General features: G+C 49.7%; 20 protein-coding genes and 7 tRNA genes. 5 read left to right on the plus strand and 22 right to left on the minus strand.

The features are described from left to right. Nucleotides 1-5: 5 nt before the first annotated feature. The 8 genes from DXD12_RS10920 to DXD12_RS10955 all read right to left on the minus strand — a co-directional run bounded on the left by DXD12_RS10920 (nucleotide 6) and on the right by DXD12_RS10955 (nucleotide 5,099). Nucleotides 6-85, minus strand: a tRNA-Leu gene (locus DXD12_RS10920). 277 nt (nucleotides 86-362) lie between these two features. Further along, nucleotides 363-435, minus strand: a tRNA-Ala gene (locus tag DXD12_RS10925). A 102-nt stretch (nucleotides 436-537) separates the two neighbouring features. After that, a tRNA-Thr gene (locus tag DXD12_RS10930) sits at nucleotides 538-610 on the minus strand. 234 nt (nucleotides 611-844) lie between these two features. Continuing rightward, nucleotides 845-1,609, minus strand: coding sequence for a 23S rRNA (guanosine(2251)-2'-O)-methyltransferase RlmB (rlmB, locus tag DXD12_RS10935; protein ID WP_022358985.1), 765 nt, complete (start codon nucleotides 1,607-1,609; stop codon nucleotides 845-847). Between the two features lie 19 nt (nucleotides 1,610-1,628). Continuing rightward, nucleotides 1,629-2,066, minus strand: coding sequence for a ribonuclease III domain-containing protein (locus tag DXD12_RS10940; RefSeq protein ID WP_117796158.1), 438 nt, complete (start codon nucleotides 2,064-2,066; stop codon nucleotides 1,629-1,631). Continuing rightward, nucleotides 2,051-3,460, minus strand: a complete 1,410-nt coding sequence (gene cysS, locus DXD12_RS10945; protein WP_107000478.1) for a cysteine--tRNA ligase — start codon at nucleotides 3,458-3,460, stop codon at nucleotides 2,051-2,053. The genes DXD12_RS10940 and cysS overlap by 16 nt, the downstream gene beginning before the upstream one ends. Before the next feature lie 18 nt (nucleotides 3,461-3,478). Further along, nucleotides 3,479-4,054, minus strand: coding sequence for a 2-C-methyl-D-erythritol 2,4-cyclodiphosphate synthase (ispF, locus tag DXD12_RS10950; protein WP_107000479.1), 576 nt, complete (start codon nucleotides 4,052-4,054; stop codon nucleotides 3,479-3,481). Nucleotides 4,055-4,151: 97 nt separating this feature from the next. Continuing rightward, nucleotides 4,152-5,099, minus strand: coding sequence for a YegS/Rv2252/BmrU family lipid kinase (locus tag DXD12_RS10955; RefSeq protein WP_243105385.1), 948 nt, complete (start codon nucleotides 5,097-5,099; stop codon nucleotides 4,152-4,154). 241 nt (nucleotides 5,100-5,340) lie between these two features. On the opposite strand from DXD12_RS10955, the gene DXD12_RS10960 reads away from it, so the two are divergent. From DXD12_RS10960 to DXD12_RS10980, 5 genes are all read left to right on the plus strand, one after another. Continuing rightward, nucleotides 5,341-5,413, plus strand: a tRNA-Val gene (locus DXD12_RS10960). Between the two features lie 18 nt (nucleotides 5,414-5,431). Beyond that, nucleotides 5,432-5,505: transfer RNA gene (locus DXD12_RS10965), tRNA-Met, on the plus strand. Nucleotides 5,506-5,513: 8 nt separating this feature from the next. Next, nucleotides 5,514-5,586: transfer RNA gene (locus DXD12_RS10970), tRNA-Val, on the plus strand. An 18-nt stretch (nucleotides 5,587-5,604) separates the two neighbouring features. Beyond that, nucleotides 5,605-5,678, plus strand: a tRNA-Met gene (locus tag DXD12_RS10975). A 332-nt stretch (nucleotides 5,679-6,010) separates the two neighbouring features. After that, nucleotides 6,011-6,676 (plus strand): phosphatase PAP2 family protein, encoded by a 666-nt coding sequence (locus DXD12_RS10980; protein WP_118570205.1) that lies wholly within the window; start codon nucleotides 6,011-6,013, stop codon nucleotides 6,674-6,676. A 269-nt stretch (nucleotides 6,677-6,945) separates the two neighbouring features. On the opposite strand, the gene DXD12_RS10985 is transcribed toward DXD12_RS10980, so the two are convergent. From DXD12_RS10985 to DXD12_RS11045, 14 genes are all read right to left on the minus strand, one after another. Continuing rightward, on the minus strand, nucleotides 6,946-7,965 hold the full coding sequence (locus DXD12_RS10985; protein ID WP_118524552.1) for a glycosyltransferase family 2 protein: 1,020 nt from the start codon (nucleotides 7,963-7,965) through the stop codon (nucleotides 6,946-6,948). A gap of 14 nt (nucleotides 7,966-7,979) precedes the next feature. Then, entirely contained in the window at nucleotides 7,980-8,573 is a 594-nt protein-coding gene (locus DXD12_RS10990; RefSeq protein WP_022359370.1) for a hypothetical protein, read from the minus strand. A gap of 143 nt (nucleotides 8,574-8,716) precedes the next feature. Further along, the gene (locus tag DXD12_RS10995) at nucleotides 8,717-10,042 is read right to left on the minus strand and encodes a D-alanyl-D-alanine carboxypeptidase family protein (protein ID WP_118638363.1); all 1,326 of its coding nucleotides are present in this window, start codon (nucleotides 10,040-10,042) and stop codon (nucleotides 8,717-8,719) included. Between the two features lie 69 nt (nucleotides 10,043-10,111). Beyond that, nucleotides 10,112-12,184: an aminopeptidase gene (locus DXD12_RS11000; protein WP_118638364.1), complete on the minus strand. Its 2,073-nt coding sequence runs from the start codon at nucleotides 12,182-12,184 to the stop codon at nucleotides 10,112-10,114. Between the two features lie 127 nt (nucleotides 12,185-12,311). Then, a complete protein-coding gene (locus DXD12_RS11005; protein WP_107000483.1) occupies nucleotides 12,312-12,638 on the minus strand; it encodes a hypothetical protein in 327 nt (108 codons plus the stop codon). Further along, nucleotides 12,619-13,086 carry a VanZ family protein gene (locus DXD12_RS11010; protein ID WP_107000974.1) on the minus strand — a complete coding sequence of 156 codons (468 nt, stop codon included), beginning with the start codon at nucleotides 13,084-13,086 and terminating at the stop codon, nucleotides 12,619-12,621. Before DXD12_RS11010 ends, DXD12_RS11005 begins: the two co-directional genes overlap by 20 nt. Before the next feature lie 106 nt (nucleotides 13,087-13,192). After that, nucleotides 13,193-13,342: a hypothetical protein gene (locus DXD12_RS15370; RefSeq protein ID WP_022359365.1), complete on the minus strand. Its 150-nt coding sequence runs from the start codon at nucleotides 13,340-13,342 to the stop codon at nucleotides 13,193-13,195. A gap of 74 nt (nucleotides 13,343-13,416) precedes the next feature. Then, complete coding sequence (pyrE, locus tag DXD12_RS11015) at nucleotides 13,417-14,091, minus strand: orotate phosphoribosyltransferase (protein WP_107000484.1); 675 nt, start codon at nucleotides 14,089-14,091, stop codon at nucleotides 13,417-13,419. A gap of 14 nt (nucleotides 14,092-14,105) precedes the next feature. After that, the gene (locus DXD12_RS11020) at nucleotides 14,106-15,011 is read right to left on the minus strand and encodes a dihydroorotate dehydrogenase (RefSeq protein ID WP_118293471.1); all 906 of its coding nucleotides are present in this window, start codon (nucleotides 15,009-15,011) and stop codon (nucleotides 14,106-14,108) included. Continuing rightward, nucleotides 15,008-15,772 (minus strand): dihydroorotate dehydrogenase electron transfer subunit, encoded by a 765-nt coding sequence (locus tag DXD12_RS11025; RefSeq protein WP_107000486.1) that lies wholly within the window; start codon nucleotides 15,770-15,772, stop codon nucleotides 15,008-15,010. The genes DXD12_RS11020 and DXD12_RS11025 overlap by 4 nt, the downstream gene beginning before the upstream one ends. Nucleotides 15,773-15,782: 10 nt before the next feature. Then, on the minus strand, nucleotides 15,783-16,700 hold the full coding sequence (gene pyrF / locus DXD12_RS11030; protein WP_022359361.1) for an orotidine-5'-phosphate decarboxylase: 918 nt from the start codon (nucleotides 16,698-16,700) through the stop codon (nucleotides 15,783-15,785). 276 nt (nucleotides 16,701-16,976) lie between these two features. Further along, the gene (locus DXD12_RS11035; RefSeq protein WP_333489839.1) at nucleotides 16,977-17,741 is read right to left on the minus strand and encodes a nitroreductase family protein; all 765 of its coding nucleotides are present in this window, start codon (nucleotides 17,739-17,741) and stop codon (nucleotides 16,977-16,979) included. A 121-nt stretch (nucleotides 17,742-17,862) separates the two neighbouring features. Continuing rightward, a complete protein-coding gene (locus DXD12_RS11040; protein ID WP_107000487.1) occupies nucleotides 17,863-18,555 on the minus strand; it encodes an LrgB family protein in 693 nt (230 codons plus the stop codon). After that, entirely contained in the window at nucleotides 18,552-18,917 is a 366-nt protein-coding gene (locus tag DXD12_RS11045) for a CidA/LrgA family protein (RefSeq protein ID WP_107000488.1), read from the minus strand. The genes DXD12_RS11040 and DXD12_RS11045 overlap by 4 nt, the downstream gene beginning before the upstream one ends. Nucleotides 18,918-19,181 lie beyond the last annotated feature (264 nt).

Genomic DNA, 19,181 nt, shown 5'->3' on the forward strand with positions numbered 1-19,181 from the left:
TCTAGTGCGGGCAACAGGACTTGAACCTGCACACTCTCGTACCAGAACCTAAATCTGGCGCGTCTGCCAATTCCGCCATGCCCGCTTGCTTGTCTTTCTGACTCACAAGTGAGTTTATTATAACATAGGGTAGTTCAAAATGGAAGAGTTTTTTTTATTTTTTTGAATTTTTTCGAAAGTTCTTTTTTAAAAAATGTGCGGCAAATTCATCGATACTGAAAGTCCATGTGATCTTTCGTGTGATCCTTGTACCGAAAAGTTTGTACCTATAACGGAATATTTTGTTCCGCTTGAAATCTTAAAAACACAAAAAAGCCTTGAAAACAAAGGAAAAACCAGTGTTTTCAAGGCTTTCTCTATCATGGAGACAACGGGATTCGAACCCGCGACCTTTGCGTTGCGAACGCAACGCTCTCCCAGCTGAGCTATGTCCCCGTCCAAACTGTTATCATTATAGCACAACTGGAATGAATTGCAAGTAGAGAATAAAAAAACGGAAACCCTTGTAAATCAAAGGCTTCCGTTCTTTTCTAGCAGAGCTGCTGACGGGAATCGGACCCGTGACCTCCGCACTACCAATGCGACGCACTACCGACTGTGCTACAGCAGCATCTTTTTGTTTTCGGCTCATCTCTAAGCCTCGATTAGTTTATCATGATACAATCGTTTTGTCAACGGTTTTTTTGAATTTTTTTTATTTTTTTAAATTTCCCGTTTTTTTCATCGGATGCCTCCGTTTTCATTCGCAGACATCCGATTCTCATTTCCTATCTTTTCATATTTTTATATGATTCCAACGGGGAGGGGAGTAGCGGAATCGGTTGCCCGATACCTTTCACTTACCCTACATCATTCTCTGACGCACAATCTCATATGCCAGCACACCAGCTGCCACCGATGCGTTCAGGGAGTCGATATCTCCCTTCATCGGGATCGATGCGATGAAATCACATTTTTCCCGCACCAGACGGCTGACACCTTCGCCCTCATTGCCAATCACCAGACCGATCGGTCCTTTTAAGTCGAGGCGGTACATGCTCTCTCCGCCCATATCGGCGCAAACAAACCAGAGTCCTCTCTCTTTCAGCTCCTCGATCGTGGCTGAAATATTGGTTACCTTCGCCACCGGCGTATAATTCAGCGCTCCCGCCGAGGTCTTAGCAACCGTCGATGTCAGTCCCACTGCGCGGCGTTTCGGGATGATCACGCCATGTGCGCCTGCCAGATTGGCAGTACGGATGATCGCACCCAGATTGTGCGGATCCTCAATGCCATCCAGAATAAAGAGAAACGGCGGCTCGCCTTTCTCTTCTGCCAGCTTTAGCATATCTTCCACCTCTGCATAGCGGTATGCCGCTGCCTGTGCAATCACGCCCTGATGCTTGCCGGTCTCAGAAAGCTGGTCGAGTCTCTCCTTCGCCACATAGTGGATGATCGTATTCTGCTTTTTTGCCTCTCTCGTGATCGTCTTGACCGGTCCATCCTGGCAGCCATCCAGCACAAACAGCTTATCCACCGTCTTGCCCGAACGGAATGCCTCTAAAACGGCGTTTCTGCCTTCGATCATCGTCTCTTCAAATCTATTTTCCTGCTTATTTTCCTGTTCCATCTATCTTCCTCATCATGATTTATAACGATATTAATTCTCCCATCTGTTCCAGCCCTTTTCCCAGAAGTTCTGCCATCCTGTCAAACTGCTCGGTCAGATAGAGATAACCCATCAGCGCCTCAAATCCGGTCGCCATCCGGTAATCCTTCATCGTCGCGTGCTTCGGCATCGTAAAAGATTTCGCATTGCGTCCGCGTCGGTATGCCGTCTTCTCCGCATCCGTCAGCTCTTCCTCCAGTAGCAAATAAAAACGTGCCTGTGCGTCCGCCTTGACCAGGTTCGCCGTCTTCTTGTGCATCTTGTTGACCTGCATATTGCCGCGGTTCATGACAAGGGTACGGATCGCCAGCTCATAGACCGCATCTCCGATATACGCCAGCGCCAGCGGGGAATACTCCCCCGCCTCAACATGTTTTAAATGCAGCGCTTCCTTAAACGCATTTAAGCCCGTTTCCATTTGACGCCCTCTCTCGTATCTTCCAGAATAATTCCCATATCGAGAAGCTGTCCACGGATCTCATCCGCCAGTGCGAAATTCTTGTCTTTTCTCGCCTGCTGGCGTTTTGCGATCAAGTCTTCTACTTCGCTGTCCAGAATCTCTTCCTTCTTCTCCGTGATAATACCGAGCACATCGCAGAGTTTGTCCATCGTCTCTTTGACATAGGAAACGTATGCCTTCGTCGATGCTTCCGAAATAGTGGAGTTGCTCAGGCGTACAATCTCAAAAATAGCTGAAATCGCATCTGCGGTGTTGAAATCATCGTCCATCGCCGTCTCGAACTTCTGAACCAACTCCTCGACTGCTGCCTGATTCTGCTTCTCCTCCGCCGTCATCTCGCCCTCTTTCGCTGCTTTCAGGCAGTCTGCCTGATGCTCTGCCGCAGTGCGGATGCGCTCTAAGCTGTTTTTCGAAGCTTCCATCAAATCCGCGCTGAAATTGAGCGGGCTGCGGTACTGGGCGCTCAGCATGAAGAGACGCAGAACCTGCAAATCGTATTTCTCACTGATCTCACGCACGGTAAAGAAGTTTCCAAGAGATTTGGACATCTTGCGGTTATCGATATTTAAGAATGCGTTGTGCATCCAGTAGTTGGCAAAAGTCTTGCCGTTCGCGCACTCGCTCTGCGCGATCTCATTTTCATGGTGCGGGAAGATCAGATCCTCTCCGCCTGCATGGATATCGATGGACTCGCCAAGGTATTTCTTGGACATCTCGGAGCACTCGATATGCCAGCCTGGACGGCCCTGGCACCACGGAGACTCCCAGAACGGCTCTCCTTCTTTTTTCGGTTTCCAGAGAACGAAATCGGTCGGATCTTCCTTGCCTTCCTCGCCGGTTACCTTGATCTCACGGAAGCCGGACTGCAGATCGTCCAGATTTTTATGGGACAGTTTTCCGTACTCTTTAAAGGATTTGGTGCGGAAATAAACCGTGCCGTCAGCTGCCACATACGCATGTCCTTTTTCGATCAGCGTATTGATCATCTCGATCATACCGCCGATCTCCTGAGTCGCCTGCGGATTCTTCGTCGCCGGTTTGACGTTCATCATCTCCATATCTTTTTTGCACTCTGCGATATAGCGCTTGGAGATCGTCTCCGCATCCACGCCCTCCTCGATGGCTTTCCTGATGATCTTGTCATCCACATCAGTAAAGTTAGATACATAGTTTACTTCGTATCCTTTGTACTCAAAATACCGGCGGACCGTATCAAATACGATCATCGGTCTTGCATTTCCAATATGAATAAAATTGTAAACGGTCGGTCCGCACACATACATCTTAACCTTGCCCGGTTCGATCGGCACAAACTCCTCTTTTCTGCGGGACAATGTGTTGAAAATTTTCATAACCTCATTACTCCTCTTCTATTTTAAATCTGCTTCCGGTGCTGCCTGACAGCCGCCACAGCCGCCGCATCCACCGCAAGCCGCTGCCTGCGTCATCATTTCACTATCATAACAGTAATTCTCCACTTCCGTCAACAGGGTAATCGCCTGTGAGGAAATGCCCTCGCCGCTGCCTGTAAAACCAAGCCCTTCCTCGGTCGTCGCCTTGACACTCACGCGGCTGACCGGAAGCCCCAGCGCATCTGCAATATTTTCTGCCATCTGTGGGCGGTATGCAGCCAGCTTCGGGCGCTGCGCAATGATCGTGGCATCGATATTTTCAATCACATAGCCGCGTTCCTGCAGAAGTTTCCCTACCTTTTTCAGAAGCTCGATGCTCGACGCACCCTCATATTCCGGATCCGTGTCCGGAAAATGCTGTCCGATGTCGCCCAGTGCCGCCGCCCCTAAGAGCGCATCCATCACCGCATGCACCAGCACATCCGCATCCGAATGTCCTAACAGCCCCTTCTCATACGGGATCGTCACGCCGCCTAAAATCAGTTCCCGATCCGGAACAAGTTTATGCACATCATATCCCTGTCCTATTCTCATCGTATTCCAGTTCCTTTCTTGGTCATTTTGTAACTGTCCGGACTGCCCGCAGTTACTTTATTTGATAAATTATTTTATACTTTTGAAAAATATACACTTATCCAACAATTTTTAATTTACGCTCAATACAGCGGACTTCCAGATTGCTCTGGTACTGACAGCCCTCGCCGTCCACGTGAACTGCCATCGGGCGTTCCGTGTAGATCTGGACCTCCCGGCAGCTGAAGCACCGAAGCCCCCGGTTGTGGGAGCGCCGGAACAACGCCCGGAGCAGGGTTCCAAGCACCTGCCGCTTCGAGGCATGGCTGACAATGCAGACCTCCAGGTTGCCGTCGCTGCTGTCCGCCTTCGGCGCAAACCAGAATCCGCCGCCCTCGCAGGGTTGAATCTGTGCACTGATAAAATAAATATAATTAAATTCCACCCGGCGCGTTCCATCGAGCAAAATATACCCCCGGATCGGTTTCGCCTTCAAATACTGTATAAATCCCAGTATCCGGTACGACAATCGCCGCAGATGAATCCGGTTGCAGATATTTTTGATCGCCGAACGCTGCATATGCTGGCACACTTCCGCATCCAGCCCGATCCCCGCGCTGACGATAAAACGCCGATGTCGGAGCACATCATCGCCGTATGCAATCACACCATAATCGATCTGCCGGATCCGCCGCGCCTTAAAAATCCGGCGCAGTCCGCGCATCGGTCTTCTCGAAAGCCGGAGCCCGCGCGCCAGATCACTGCCTGTCCCCACCGGAATATAGCCCAGCGTCACCATGTCGCAGGAAACGATTCCGTCCACGACCTCATTCATCGTCCCGTCACCGCCCACGACCACAATCACCCGTGCCTCCTTGCAGTGGGACGTCAGCTTCTTTGCATACTCTGTCGCCTGCCCCGCATATTCTGTCAAATATGCCTGATACTCAACCCCGTCCCGCACAAGCCGCTGTTCTATTTTCTTCCATATCTTATAGCCGCGGCCACTCTGTGAAGCGGGATTAATAATGAAATAATACATTACTCCATCCTCATATTTTGCCATAACGTCCCCTGCTTTCCGAAAATACAGAAACTCCCCTGCTGGGGCGTTATATTTTATCTTTTACCCTGCCAGAATACCTGTCACAGGATACAGCGCCATTACAATTTTGCATGAGATAAGTATACCATACTTCCTTTTAAATGATAAGAAAATTTCTATAAATTATTTTCTCAAAAGTGTTGACAATCTTGAAAATTTATATTATACTTGCAAAGCAGTCGTGATTTGTGCGAGTGTCAGCGGGATCTTAGCTCAGCTGGGAGAGCATCTGCCTTACAAGCAGAGGGTCACAGGTTCGAGCCCTGTAGGTCCCACTTTTCTAAATTTAATATGGCGAGATAGCTCAGTTGGCTAGAGCACGCGGTTCATACCCGCGGTGTCGAGGGTTCGAATCCCCCTCTCGCTATTTTATCTGGGATCTTAGCTCAGCTGGGAGAGCATCTGCCTTACAAGCAGAGGGTCACAGGTTCGAGCCCTGTAGGTCCCACTTTTTAAAATTTAATATGGCGAGATAGCTCAGTTGGCTAGAGCACGCGGTTCATACCCGCGGTGTCGAGGGTTCGAATCCCCCTCTCGCTATTGATAAAGCAGCTTGCAGTTGAGCAAGCTGTTTTTATTTTGCCTAAATTCACTCTAAAACTAACTTCCTATGTGAAAGGCGATAGCGCATATACCCTCACGGTTGACACATATATACAGCCGCATAAAATATATAAATCCAAAGTCCCTGTCCATCCATAAAATTTTTGTTTAACAAATTTCACATTCCATAACCTTTTTCTTAATATTTATAACAATCCCTATTTAGCCTTGAAGTTGGCGGGTGAGTGTGCTATAATCAGACGAACTTGGAGAGATGTTAAAATAATGTTAATTTATTTATGATAAAAAGAAAATCGAGGTTGATTGATATGAAACATTTTCTGAAGGAACTCCTGAAGAAATACGGGCATATATGGATTCTGGGATACGGATTTATCTATCTTCCGTGGTTTATGCATCTGGAAAAAACCGTGACCTCCAATTACCATATCATGCACTCATCGCTGGATGATATGATTCCGTTTAATGAATACTTCGTCATCCCATATTTACTGTGGTTCGCCTATGTGACCGCTGCGATTGCATACCTGTTCTTCAAGAACAAGGAAGAATATTACCGGTTATGTGCATTTTTATTTACCGGCATGACGCTGTCACTCTTAATCTGCACCCTGTTTCCGAATGGAACTGACCTGCGGACCGCCGTAGACCCGGACAAGAACCTCTGTTCCCGTCTGGTCTATATGCTCCACCAGGCTGACACGAACACGAATGTATTTCCAAGCATCCACGTGTACAATTCCATCGGAACCCACATCGCGGTCATGAAGAGTGAGTCTCTGAAAAAGCACAAAGTAATCCGGATTCTTTCCGGTATCCTGATGGCCGCTATCTGCATGGCAACTGTCTCGCTGAAGCAGCACTCGGTTTTGGACGTCGCAGGCGCGATTCTTTTAAGCGCAGCTATCTATCCGTTAGTATATGCGGGAAGCACGCAGGAAGAGACAGAGAACGAACCGGAATATATTCGCTAAAGGATTTCTCAAGACAAGTAAACATAAGCTGGCGCCAAAGTATGACAGGTGCCAGCTTTTTATCTGCGATAAATCCCCCCCTGCCGCAGCCATTACGAAAACTAGGTCTCTAACATTCATCACGTGGTAATCCCTTATCGAATCATATCTAATGATTGACAAAGAATCAGAAAATCCGACCATCTGGAAACACTCCATTTTCCAGACGATCGGATTTTTAATTTGCATTTTTTGACAGATTTGATTTTCTTTTCTAATCCGCCCTATTTTTAGTTAAACCCATAAAACTTCTGCGAAATCTTATAGCAGGCGATCGACACCTTCCGTCCGCCTTTTCCCGGCAGGTTTACGCCCTGTCCGAGGAAGCCCCAGCGCAGGCGCATATACAGCGTGAAATTCTGCTGTTTCAGATACTGCCACAGTTCTTTTTTCTTCTTCAGATTTTCCTCTGTCTCCGAGCGGATCGCCAGAATTGAAGTAACTGTCATCATGATCTCCAGATAGCGGACCATGTAGTGGCGCAGCTTTGGATTCTTGATCTTGGTCACATCGTAATATCCCAGCATCAGCTTCGTGACGAGTATCTGCTGATCAATACGGCTGATCATGACTTTTTCATTGACCGACTGATCGTCGCGTCCGATGAAATAACGGTAGAAATTCACATCCAGATAGTACATGGATTTTACGTGTGGAAGCGGCTGATATACAAAAATATTATCCACGTAGAACGTATGCTTTGGCAGTTCCAAGCCGCAGTTCCGAAGCATTTCCACACGGTAAATGACCGAATGCATCAGGATATACTGTCCCAGGCGGAAGCCTCTTGCACCGTTCCAGTCGATGAGCTGGCGTTTTGGGAGCGCCATGTTGTAGTTCATGACCTTTTTGTGTTTTGCGCCCTGTTTCTCATAAACGAAGTTGGTAATCAGCATATCCAGCGTCACATTGTCATGGACAAATTTGCGCAGCGTATCCAGAACCTCCATATACGCCTCTTCGTTGACCCAGTCATCGCTGTCCACGACCTTATAATAGACGCCCGTCGCATTGCGCAGTCCCGCATTGACAGCCTCGCCGTGACCACCGTTTTCCTGATGAATCGCCCGGCAAATCCCCGGATAGTTTTTCTCATACTCATCCGCAATCTCCGCCGTATTATCTTTTGTGGAACCGTCATCCACGATCAGGATCTCCACCTCATCGCCGCCCGGCAGCAGGGATTCGATGCAGTTACGCATATATGCCGCCGAATTGTAGCACGGAATCGCTACCGACAACAGTTTCATTGGTTTATTTTCTCTCAAAACTCCAGTTCCTCCATCTCTTTGTTGACCCGATCCTCACAGGAGCGCATGGCGAGAATCGTCTGTTCCATCAGTTTGTCTAATTCCCAGCCAAGCTGATCAGCCCCGCGGCGGATCACATCTCTGGAACATCCAGCCGCAAATTTCTTGTCCTTAAATTTCTTCTTAAGACTTGAAAGCTCCATGTCCTTGGTGCTCTTGGACGGGCGCATCTTCGCCGCCGCCCAGATAAGCCCTGTCAGCTCATCGGCTGCAAACAACACCTTTTCCATCTCATGTTCCGGAGCCACATCCACCCGTATGCCGTAGCCGTGGCTGACAACCGCATGGACTAAATCTTCCTCTGCGCCTCCGTCGCGCAGAAGCTCCGGTGCCCGCTCGCAGTGTTCTTCCGGATAAAGTTCAAAATCAATGTCATGCAGCAGTCCTGCCATGCCCCAGAATGCTTTTTCGTCCCCGTATCCCAGCTGCTCGGCATACCACTCCATGACGCCCTCCACGGTCAGTCCATGTAAAATATGAAATGGTTCTTTATTATACTTGCGAAGGAGCGCAAGCCCCTGTTCCCTGCTCAGTGATGTCTGTTTCATCCTCCGTGCCTCTCTTTCTCTTTCCACGTTTCCGTGTCCGGATCCTTGATTCTCAGTAATTCACACTATCTATAGTTATAACAAAATTAACCAGCAAAATAAAGCAGATTTTTGTAAAAGTATTGTGAACAAGTCGTTGCTGTTCACGGGTAGGCACTTTTGGAACCGAAAGTGCCGTAAGAAAACGTGGTGGCAGCAGGAATTTGCCATATTGATCTGAATTCTGTTTCAAAATACGAAATGCACCGTCTTAAACACCACCCATAATCAATCTTCTCCACTGTTTCTGCCGCATAGATCGGATAAGCAGCCACCTGCTCGTCATTAATATAATAGGATGCCTGCCCGACCTCCTGTCCTTCATGAACCGGTGCTTCCAGCTCGGTCGGGTACTCATAACGGATGTCTGGCTTCTCGTCCGCGCGCAGAAGCATCAGAAACATCTGTTTTTCCGATGGCAGATTCAGTGTGAGCGCCGTCGTTCCTTTCACGCCCCGCCTCACCTCCACCTCCGGAAATGTTTTCTCCCGGTCAAATATATCATACCAGTTATATGTATCAAATGCATACTGATCGAGTTTCCGCATATCCGCCCATTTGTACGTCTTGTGCGGCGGCCACCCGCAGCCGAGAAGCGCCACCGTAAATGCTTTTCCCTCTTTTTTTAACGCCGCCACATAACAGTACCCGGCTTTCCCGGTAAATCCTGTCTTGCCCGACAGCACCTCCGCGCACTGGCTTAAAAGCGCGTTGTGGTTTGCCAGGTAAAATGAACGGTTTCCCGACTCATCCTGAATCGTCCGTGATGCCGTACGGGTAATTTCCAGAAATGTTTCGCGGCACGGCGACTGGAACGCACAGTAGCGCATGATCCGCGCCATATCCGCCGCAGAAGCGCTGTGTTCGTTTCCATCCTCATCCGCAACGTCCAGACCGTTCGGTGTCACGAAACAAACATTCTTACATCCTATCTCCCGCGCTTTCCGGTTCATTTTCTCCGCAAATCCTTCCACACTTCCCCCGATGTGCTCCGCCACCGCCACAGCGCTGTCGTTGTGGGATTCCAGCATCAGGGAATAGAGTAGATCCGATAGGCGGTACCGCTCCCCCGCCCGCATATTGAGCTGGACATCCGGCATAGAGGCCGCTTTCTCTGATACCTCGACCCAGTCATCTGGATTTCCCTGTTCCAGTGCGAGAATGCAGGTCAGAATCTTCGTCGTGCTTGCCATCGGATAAGCGGTATCCGCATCTTTCCCCGCCAGAATACGCCCACTGTCCGCATCCATGAGAACCCAGGCGCGGGCGTGAAGGGTCTGTTGTAGAGAAGTCTCTTTCTCTCCCAGAATCTCTTTATTTTCTATGTTTTCACGAACAAAAACCGCCCCGCCGGCCGGAACCAACTGAATCATCGCCAGTATACTTCCTGCCAGCAGAACGGCTATCCATTTTCTGATTCTATCTCCCATCCGGCTGCTCCGGAATCCCTTTTCAGGAGATTATATGAGAATAAACCTGTTTTCTATGACTTTTTCTTTTTATTTTTCCAGCGGCTCATTCAGCTTCTCCGTCCCCGGCAGCGCAAACCGTCCGCCCGCGATGATCTTTACACTCGTTCCATCTGGATGAATCGCCTCGATCGTATCCAGCTCGGAGTACGGGATTGTAATGTCTGTATGGCAGCCAAAATATGCCTCCTGCGGGTTTTCTTTGCGTTTTGCTGAAATCTCATTCTCACGCGCCACCATCTCGCGTCCATCCGGGTTGAAGACCGGGCAGTCCTCCATCCAGCTGTAGCAGGTATCGCCTACCGCAAAGTGCGGTCCCATCTTCTCGGCAATCAGAATCGGGAATTTGTCGAGAATGCCGTAGCGCAGCGCTACCTCATACGCAGTTGTGTTGGTGCCAATCGCAAACTCGCCCATCGGCAGCGTCTCATGGTTTTTGAGGATCATCTGTTTCACTAACGCCTTATTTTCCTCTTCCGTCTCAAAGTTTTTGCAGGTATAGGAGACAGCGATACCATTTTCAAACCGGATTTCCAGATCTTTGAACTGAAATTCCCCGATATAGACGCTGCCGACATGCAGAAGCCCGTTTGTCCCAGCAAGCTGCGGGGAGGTAAAGACTTCTCCAACCGGAATATTTACATCCGCTACGCAGTTTTCGAAATTCGACTGTTTCGTCGGCTCAGCAAGCGTGTGAAGCTGTACGGTCAGATCGGTGCGGTTGCCGCCGCGTCCGCTGATGTGGACTTGCGATGCCTGATCCAGTTCGTTGATCATGATCTGCTGGATGTCGCGGTACAGCTCATAGTCCAGCGTATTGATGCGGATCGTCTCCTTAAAAATCGCCTCAAACTCCGCTCCGATCTCCGGAAGCGGGAATGCAATGATTGTGAAGCTCGTCTCCGTTCCCGGAATATACGCGTCCACAATCTGCATCGCCTCATTGCTGTAGGATAACAGCAGTTTCTCCTGTTTTTCACTTAAAGAAAAGGCTGCTGCTGCATTGACCGGCTCAAATCCGGCCTCGCCGAAGGTTTCCACAACTGCCGGACCGGCATATACCGACGCCAGATCCTTGTATGTCTCATATGCCACCTTCAAAATAGACAGTTTCCGCTCACGAAAGGCCTTGTCCAGGTAAACCGCATTGTCGTAGCGGTGATCATACTCGTACTGGCGGTTCGCCGGTGTGCCATAGTAACCGTTCGTGCGCGCCGCCATCCGGTTCACCGTGCCGATGGAGGCGCGGGCAATGATCGGCTCCAGACCGAGTTCGCGGAAATTTTCCACTGCCATCCGGATCATGCGCTCAAATCCGATGTGGTAACGGATCTGCACCGTTTTCTTGCCCTCATAGCTGCGTCCGGTCGCCGCAAATCCCTTGCGGTAGCCTTCTGTGTAGGTATCTGCCATCCGGCGTACCGTCTCCTCCGGCAGCTCATTCATAAAACGTGCCGTCGCAAGCTCTGTCTCCGAGATATATTCGCCAAACCGGTACAGATAACGCAGATCGTTTAAATCACTGTCCATGATGATCGATTTTCCAAAATCCAGCGACGGATCCAGCGTCTCACGCACCCGCCACGGAAGCATCCTGTCGCAATAATCACTGACAAAATAGTAGAGCGGCTCGCGAAGCTCCGCCACCTCCGGAGTACCGCCCTCAAACAGGTTGTAAACCTCAATAAACAGTTCCTCCAACACCGTCACATCCACCAGACGGCTCTCATAGGCATAAACGATCGCGCTGCGGATCTCCGTATAGAGAAATGACAGCCACGGACCATAGTTCTCTCCCAGCTCTTTTGCCGCATAGTCCGGGTTCGCAAAGCTCTTCCCATACGCCCCTGGAAGTATATCCGCATAAAGTGTCCGGTTAAATTCTGCTGCCTCTTTCTGGCTCATCGCCGCCAGCGTCCCATCCATCTGTTTCTGGAAGGTTTCTTCTATCAGCTCGATAAACTGGACGGTGCGCTCAAAAAATGCCCGGTATGGCTCGCCAACCGTCGCTTCTTCTTTCATATGGCCGATGCGCTCCATCGCGAGCTCATGGCGCTCCGCAACCGCCTCATTTTCTTCTTTCAAAAGTTCCCAATATTTCATGTTCAGATATTTCCCTCCTTCTGCCATCGCCAAATTTCACTTTCAAACCACGCCCGCCGCAAAGGCTCTTACCGGCGTTCCATTGGTCCGGCATTACAGGCAAGCCACGCATAAAAACCATTCATTCTTAGCCCCGGATGCCAATCAAAATCGTCACAATCCACCAGATGACCAGAAGCCCCGACAAAATCGTACCAATTTTCGCGAATATATAATTTTTTTCTTCTTCTTTAAAAGATTTCCATCCGTACATCAGCGACGCCACGGAAAATAATATGCTCGAAAAGCACATCGACAGCGCGCCGACCGGCGTATTGCCCTGACTGCGGACACTGAATGCCATCCCTGCCACGCACAGCAGCAGACCGACTCCCGCCAGTCCCAGGCAGAGATAGCCGTGTTCCGCCATCGGCTTGCGGATATAAGAAATCCGGTTATCTGTTTGACGTCCCATGCAGACACCTCCCAATTGCACGTGTAATCCACTGGCAGAGGTAGCCAGCAATTCCACCTAACGTATTTAAAAACATATCATCCACATCAAAACTTCCCACCTTGAATACGAGCTGAATCGTCTCGATGCTCAAAGTCAGAAGGAAGCTCAGAATCAACATCAGGTACCATTTTCCAAATCTCGGACTGATGATCGGCAGGAAAAATCCAAACGGCATGAAGCACACCACGTTTCCAGCCGTATTTAACAGGAACGCTTCCGTCCCCACTATATCACGATAAATATAAAACCGTTTGATTTCCTTAAATAAAACGAGATTATAGGCATACTCCACATGCGGCGCGCGCCCGAATCCGTCCGAAAAAAACATAAAATATATAAGAAGCACCAGGTATGCGACAAAGAATATCCAGCACACCTTCTGATGCGTTTTTGTCCGTTTCCACATAATTCCCCACATAAACTGCCAGAAATGAGAAAAACCGTACACCGTCCCCGGTCATACGGTTTTTCTCTTTCGACTGGGCATATCTGCCCTGTTTCAAATCCAATTTTTAGAATGTAATATCTGATTTGCGTTTCAGTAAAAACGCACCGCTGACGATCGCCATCACACCGGCTGCCAGCCCTACCGTGATGATCACGCTTCCAATCACGATATTAATCACACCGGTTCCCTGCATCGTTTTGTAGATCTTTTCCATATCGATCCGCTCCTTCTTACACTCCGTCGCATGGCATTTCCCATTTCAAGCATGCCGCTCCGTGAACCAAATCTCTATTTTGCACCGTACTGCTCATAGTATGCGTCGATCGCTGCTTTCAGTGTATCATCGATCACGACCTTGCCCTGGCACTCCTTGTTGTACAGGCACTCTACGACATCTGACATCGATACGATCGCTGCGGTTGGGAAGCCGTACAGTTCCTTGATCTCATCCAGCGCACACTTTTCTCCCTTGCCGCGCTCCATACGGTTTAAAGATACCATCAGGCCTTTGATCTCCACATCTGCCTGGGATTTGAGGATCGGGAAGGTCTCCTCGATGGATTTACCGGAAGTGGTTACATCCTCGATGATAACGACGCGGTCGCCGTCCTTTAACTTGCTTCCCAGAAGGATGCCGGTATCGCCGTGATCCTTGACCTCTTTCCGGTTGGAGCAGTAACGTACTTCTTTGCCGTACAGCTCACTGATCGCCATCGAGGTGGCAACTGCCAGCGGGATTCCCTTGTAAGCCGGTCCAAACAGGACATCGAAATCCAGACCATAGTTGTCATGAATCGCCTTTGCGTAATACTCGCCCAGACGGCGCAGCTGCGTACCGGTTACATATGCACCCGCGTTCATGAAGAACGGAGATTTACGTCCGCTCTTTAAGGTAAATTCGCCAAACTTGAGCACTTCGCTCTCTACCATGAAATTGATAAATTCCTGCTTATACTGTTCCATCATACTCTCCTATCTTACCGAACCGCACCAATCAGTTCATGTATATCTTCAATGCCATATTTTGCCATATAGGCGTCGATGCCCTTCACGATCTCCTCCGTCGCATACGGATTATGGAAATTCGCCGTACCGACTGCCACCGCGCTTGCGCCTGCCAGAATAAATTCGATCGCATCGTCCGCATTCATGATACCGCCCATGCCGATGATCGGAAGCTTGACCGCCTGCGCCACCTGGTAAACCATGCGGACTGCCACTGGTTTCACTGCCGGGCCGGACAGACCGCCGGTACGGTTGGCTACCGCAAAAGTTCTCCGGTTGATATCGATCTTCATGCCAGTCAGTGTGTTGATCAGGGACAGCACATCCGCACCGCCTGCCTCGGCTGCCTTCGCCATCTCCGTGATGTCGGTAACATTCGGACTGAGCTTCATGATAATCGGCTGTTTCGCATGGCGTTTTACCTCGCGGGTGATCGCCTCCACTGCTTTCGGATCCTGTCCAAATGCGATGCCGCCCTCCTTGACGTTCGGGCAGGAAATGTTGATCTCCAGCATATCGACCGGCTGGCTCGCCAGTTTTTCCACTACATCGACGTAATCTTCCGTCGTTTTTCCACATACATTGACGATAATCTTCGTATCATACTGACGTAAAAACGGGATATCCCTCGATGCAAATAAATCATACCCCGGATTCTGTAAGCCGATCGCGTTGATCATGCCGCCGTACACCTCCGCAATACGCGGGGTCGGATTGCCTGGCCACGGCACATTTGCCACACCCTTGGTCACAACCGCGCCGAGCTTGTTCAGATCGACCATCTCGCCGTACTCTGCCCCTGAACCAAAGGTTCCGGATGCCGTCATGACCGGGTTTTTAAGCTCTACACCCGCAAGATTGACTGCCATCTGTCTCATAATTCTACCTCCTCGGCTAAAAATACGGGACCATCCTTGCAGATCCGCTTGTTGTGTACATTGCTGTGGTGGTCTACATCCTTCGACTGGCAGACACATGCCAGACAGGCGCCGATTCCACATGCCATCTTCTCCTCCAGGGAAATATAGCACTTGATTCCCTTTTCTGCCGCATACTCCTTGATGGCGCGCAGCATCGGGGTCGGTCCGCAGGCGTAGATCACATCCGCCGTCAGGTTCTGCTCCCGGATCGCGTCCAGGACATTGCCCTTCGTGCCGACGCTTCCGTCCTCGGTTGCCACAAAGACTTCTCCATATGCCTCAAATTCATCCCGGAGGAAGAGATTTTCATCCCGGTATCCTAAAATGATCTGTTTTTCGCAGTTTAACTGTTTCGCCATCTCAAGCATCGGCGGAACACCGATACCGCCGCCGATCAGAAATACATTTTCGCCCTCCTGCGGGAAACCATTTCCCAGAGGTCCCATGATGTCGATCGGGTCTCCGGAAACATATTTGGAAAATTCATCCGTTCCTTTACCGGCAATCCGGTATACGATCCGCAGGCGTCCTTCATCCGGATCTGCCTCGCAGATACTGATCGGGCGCGGAAGAAGTCTGGAACCGTCCTGGCTGTAGACCGAGATAAACTGCCCCGGTCTTGCCTCGTCCGCTATGTCCGTCACGATCCACATACTGAAAATGCCAGGTGCCAGTTCTTCCTGACTATATACAACTGCTGTCTCTTTCTTCTGTGCCATGAGCTCCTCCTTACAGTACGCGTCCAATGTCCGCAATCATATCAATGACAGCCTGTCTCGATGCGTCCGCAAAATGCTCCGGACCGAATTTGGCGTATGCGTCTTTCTTGTATGCTGCGATGATACCGCGGGAAGAATTGACGATCGCGCCCAGTCCATCCTCGTTGAAGCAGTATTTTAAGTCTTCTGCCGTACCGCCCTGTGCGCCATAACCCGGAACCAGAAAGTAAGTCTTCGGCATCAGCTTACGCAGAATCTTGCTCATCTCCGGGTAAGTTGCGCCCACAACTGCGCCTACATTACTGTAGTCGCCATCCATGGAAGCCTCCCCCCACTCAACGACCTTCTCCGCTACCAGCTCATAAAGCGGGCGGCCGTCCACCAGACGATCCTGGAACTCGCCACTGGATGGGTTAGAAGTCTTTACCAGTACAAAGATACCGCGGTCGGATGCGTTGCACTCGTCCACAAATGGTTTCACGCCGTCGGTTCCCAGATACGGATTGACCGTCACATACTCGGTATTGAACGCGGAACAGGTCGTATTTCCAACCTTCACGCTGCCGAGATGACCGGTTGCGTAGGCAGCCGATGTGGAACCGATGTCGCCGCGCTTGATGTCTCCGATGACAATTAAGCCCTTCTGCTGGCAGTATTTGACAGTCCGGTCATACGCTTTCAGGCCTTCGATGCCAAACTGCTCATACATCGCAATCTGCGGTTTGACCGCCGGAATCAGATCAGCCGTCGCATCCACGATCGCACAGTTAAACTGCCAGATCGCCTCTGCCGCTCCTTCCAGGGTCTCTCCGAACTCCGCAAATGCTTTTTCCTTCACGTGCTCCGGAATATATCCAAGCATCGGATCCAGTCCTACACAGATCGGTGCCTTTGTCTTCTGAATCTTCTCAATCAATTTACTAACCATCACGTTCTCCTCCAGAGTATCTCTCATAAATAATCAACTTATTTTATCATAAGTGGAGGGCGCTTTCAAGGGCACGGAGCAAGGAAAAAAGGGTTTTTGCTTATGCCCTTTTGATTGCCCCGAAAGAAGCGCGCCAGCTGTCACGGCATCGGACGGCTGGCGCGCTTCTTTCTTGAGTGTATCGTTTCTTTGAATAATTGGTTTTAAAATTGCAAAATTAGTTTTTCTTGCTCAAATATAAACTATTTCAACATTTAATACAATGAATCAATGCATCTAATGCAGCGTCAACGTCGCCACATAATCTCCATTTTTGTAACTTTTAGCCGCAAAATGTTCCTCCGTCTCCGTCTGAAGTTCCATCCAGAGTTCTTCGGCGGCGAGCATAATGTGGGAGAGCATGATGCCGATGCTGAATTCGCGCATCGCATGGAAGCTCTTGCCCGGAAAGCGGGTTTTTAGGGCGAACACATAGATTCGGTCGGAATAGACGATGAAGCGCCACGGCTGGGTGTTCATCGCGGACGGTGCGAGACGCGCCGCACGGAGAATCGTCTTCATCTGCTCTCCGGCTTCTTCCTTGAAAATACAGAGTTCATTGAGCGGGAGGCGCTTTGCCAGCGGGCTTTCACGGTAGAGCTTGCCCTCCGGGTAGCCGAATGCGACCATCATCAGGCAGCGTTTGCCGCCGCGCACCTTCTGCGCCGGCTGCACGCTGCCCAAATAGCAGGTTCCAAGCCCTTTTGCCGTCATATAGAGCACCATCTGCTCCATCAGATAACCGGCATTGCGCTCGCAGCCTTCCTCCTGGTCCGAATAGATCGCCAGATAGTAGGGAGCATCCACCTTCCAGAGTCCGTGGACATCGGCTTTTTTCTTTGTATTGTCGAATATCACTGCCTCAACCCGGATCCGGTCATTTAACCGGGAGGTCTTATCAAAATAGGACAGGATCTGCCCACGCAGCTTCTCCGTGACCTCCCGATCGGTGTATTTTCGAACTGAATGGCGACATCCTATCGCCTCATACAAATTCATCATACCTGCTCCCCTCCTATCTTTTTGCTGCCGTTATCATGCGCATGACCCGCAGTATCTTTTTCTCTGCCTCTCTACGTGCATTCCAATTTCTATACAAATTCTGACCGTTTCAGCACCACCTTTAAATCAGTCCCGACATCAGTGGTACTACCACTACGGTCAAAAGACCGGCGACCGCAATTGACAAGCTGCTCATCGCACCCTCGATCTCGCCTAATTCCAGCGCCTTTGCCGTTCCAATCGCATGAGCTGCTGTTCCAAGTGCCAGACCCTTCGCGATTGGCTCTTCAATTTTAAATATCTGAAACAGCCAGTCGGCTATAATATTTCCCAAAATTCCTGTAATTATAATGCTGATAACCGTCAGCGTCACGATACCTCCCGCTTCCTCGCTGACGCCCATGCCAATCGCCGTCGTAATGGACTTCGGAAGCAATGTCACATAGTGCGTATGCTCCAGTTGAAAGAAACGGCACATCACATAGATACTGCCGACACTTCCCGCTACCCCTGCCACAATTGCAGAAGCAACCGCAATCAGGTGCTGGCGCAAAAGCTCCAGCTGCTTATACAGCGGAATCGCCAGACAGACCGTTGCCGGTGTCAAGAAATAGCCCAGATACACCGCACCGCGGTTATACTCCTTATATTCTATATGAAAAACAGATAAAAATGCAATCACAACTATAATTGCAACCAGCAGCGGATTTAAAATCGCCCAGCCGGTCTTCTTTTTCAGCCAGACGCCCAACATATACGCGCCAACGCTGACCAGCATTCCAAAATAAAGAGAAGAATGAATCAGTCCATTCATGCTTTCGCACCTCCTTTATTCTTTCTGCGGATGATGCTCTGCGCCACGCACCCGGTCGCAACCATAACAAATACCGTCGAAATCACGGTAATCACTGTCAGCGGCACCAGGATGGACTCCGCCTCCTGCACGCTGTCAAGCAGACCTACACCTGCCGGTATAAACATAATCGGCATCGTATCCAGGAAGAAATCTCCCACTTCCGCCACATCTTCTGTATGTAATGCACCTGTGCAAAGCAGAAGCAGAAGAATGAACAATCCGTATACGCCGGACGGAACCGGAAACGGAAGCAGATAGTTCAAAAACTCTCCCAGCATTGTGATGCCAAAAATAATTGTCACTTCTTTCAAGTACTTCATGATGTCTTCACCTTTCGTATTTAATGCCTCTATTCTATCACTCCCAAATTTATAGGACAATATGAAAATTAGCATAAATTCTGTCAATTTCCTTGAATTTTTTGCGTCTTTTTTATACGATACAGGTAAGCTTTTCCGATTCGTAAAATCCAGACATTTTCGATCCAAAAAACGTGAAGTTTTTATCCGCAAATACGTTTATCTTTATGAAAGACTTATCTTCTCAGCTGCTTTTGTAGCTGGTACACTTTGTATTGCAAGAAA

The organism is Clostridium sp. TF11-13AC (assembly GCF_003481065.1).
Taxonomy (GTDB): Bacteria; Bacillota; Clostridia; order Lachnospirales; family Lachnospiraceae; genus Otoolea; species Otoolea fessa.

Excerpts from the sequence above, each read along its gene's own strand:
- rlmB (WP_022358985.1), bottom strand. The coding sequence starts at position 1,609 with ATGGAACAGGAAAATAAGCAGGAAAATAGATTTGAAGAGACGATGATC.
- DXD12_RS10940 (WP_117796158.1), bottom strand. The coding sequence starts at position 2,066 with ATGGAAACGGGCTTAAATGCGTTTAAGGAAGCGCTGCATTTAAAACAT.
- cysS (WP_107000478.1), bottom strand. The coding sequence starts at position 3,460 with ATGAAAATTTTCAACACATTGTCCCGCAGAAAAGAGGAGTTTGTGCCG.
- ispF (WP_107000479.1), bottom strand. The coding sequence starts at position 4,054 with ATGAGAATAGGACAGGGATATGATGTGCATAAACTTGTTCCGGATCGG.
- DXD12_RS10955 (WP_243105385.1), bottom strand. The coding sequence starts at position 5,099 with ATGGCAAAATATGAGGATGGAGTAATGTATTATTTCATTATTAATCCC.
- DXD12_RS10980 (WP_118570205.1), top strand. The coding sequence starts at position 6,011 with ATGAAACATTTTCTGAAGGAACTCCTGAAGAAATACGGGCATATATGG.
- DXD12_RS10985 (WP_118524552.1), bottom strand. The coding sequence starts at position 7,965 with ATGAAACTGTTGTCGGTAGCGATTCCGTGCTACAATTCGGCGGCATAT.
- DXD12_RS10990 (WP_022359370.1), bottom strand. The coding sequence starts at position 8,573 with ATGAAACAGACATCACTGAGCAGGGAACAGGGGCTTGCGCTCCTTCGC.
- DXD12_RS10995 (WP_118638363.1), bottom strand. The coding sequence starts at position 10,042 with ATGGGAGATAGAATCAGAAAATGGATAGCCGTTCTGCTGGCAGGAAGT.
- DXD12_RS11000 (WP_118638364.1), bottom strand. The coding sequence starts at position 12,184 with ATGAAATATTGGGAACTTTTGAAAGAAGAAAATGAGGCGGTTGCGGAG.
- DXD12_RS11005 (WP_107000483.1), bottom strand. The coding sequence starts at position 12,638 with ATGGGACGTCAAACAGATAACCGGATTTCTTATATCCGCAAGCCGATG.
- DXD12_RS11010 (WP_107000974.1), bottom strand. The coding sequence starts at position 13,086 with ATGTGGAAACGGACAAAAACGCATCAGAAGGTGTGCTGGATATTCTTT.
- DXD12_RS15370 (WP_022359365.1), bottom strand. The coding sequence starts at position 13,342 with ATGGAAAAGATCTACAAAACGATGCAGGGAACCGGTGTGATTAATATC.
- pyrE (WP_107000484.1), bottom strand. The coding sequence starts at position 14,091 with ATGGAACAGTATAAGCAGGAATTTATCAATTTCATGGTAGAGAGCGAA.
- DXD12_RS11020 (WP_118293471.1), bottom strand. The coding sequence starts at position 15,011 with ATGAGACAGATGGCAGTCAATCTTGCGGGTGTAGAGCTTAAAAACCCG.
- DXD12_RS11025 (WP_107000486.1), bottom strand. The coding sequence starts at position 15,772 with ATGGCACAGAAGAAAGAGACAGCAGTTGTATATAGTCAGGAAGAACTG.
- pyrF (WP_022359361.1), bottom strand. The coding sequence starts at position 16,700 with ATGGTTAGTAAATTGATTGAGAAGATTCAGAAGACAAAGGCACCGATC.
- DXD12_RS11035 (WP_333489839.1), bottom strand. The coding sequence starts at position 17,741 with ATGATGAATTTGTATGAGGCGATAGGATGTCGCCATTCAGTTCGAAAA.
- DXD12_RS11040 (WP_107000487.1), bottom strand. The coding sequence starts at position 18,555 with ATGAATGGACTGATTCATTCTTCTCTTTATTTTGGAATGCTGGTCAGC.
- DXD12_RS11045 (WP_107000488.1), bottom strand. The coding sequence starts at position 18,917 with ATGAAGTACTTGAAAGAAGTGACAATTATTTTTGGCATCACAATGCTG.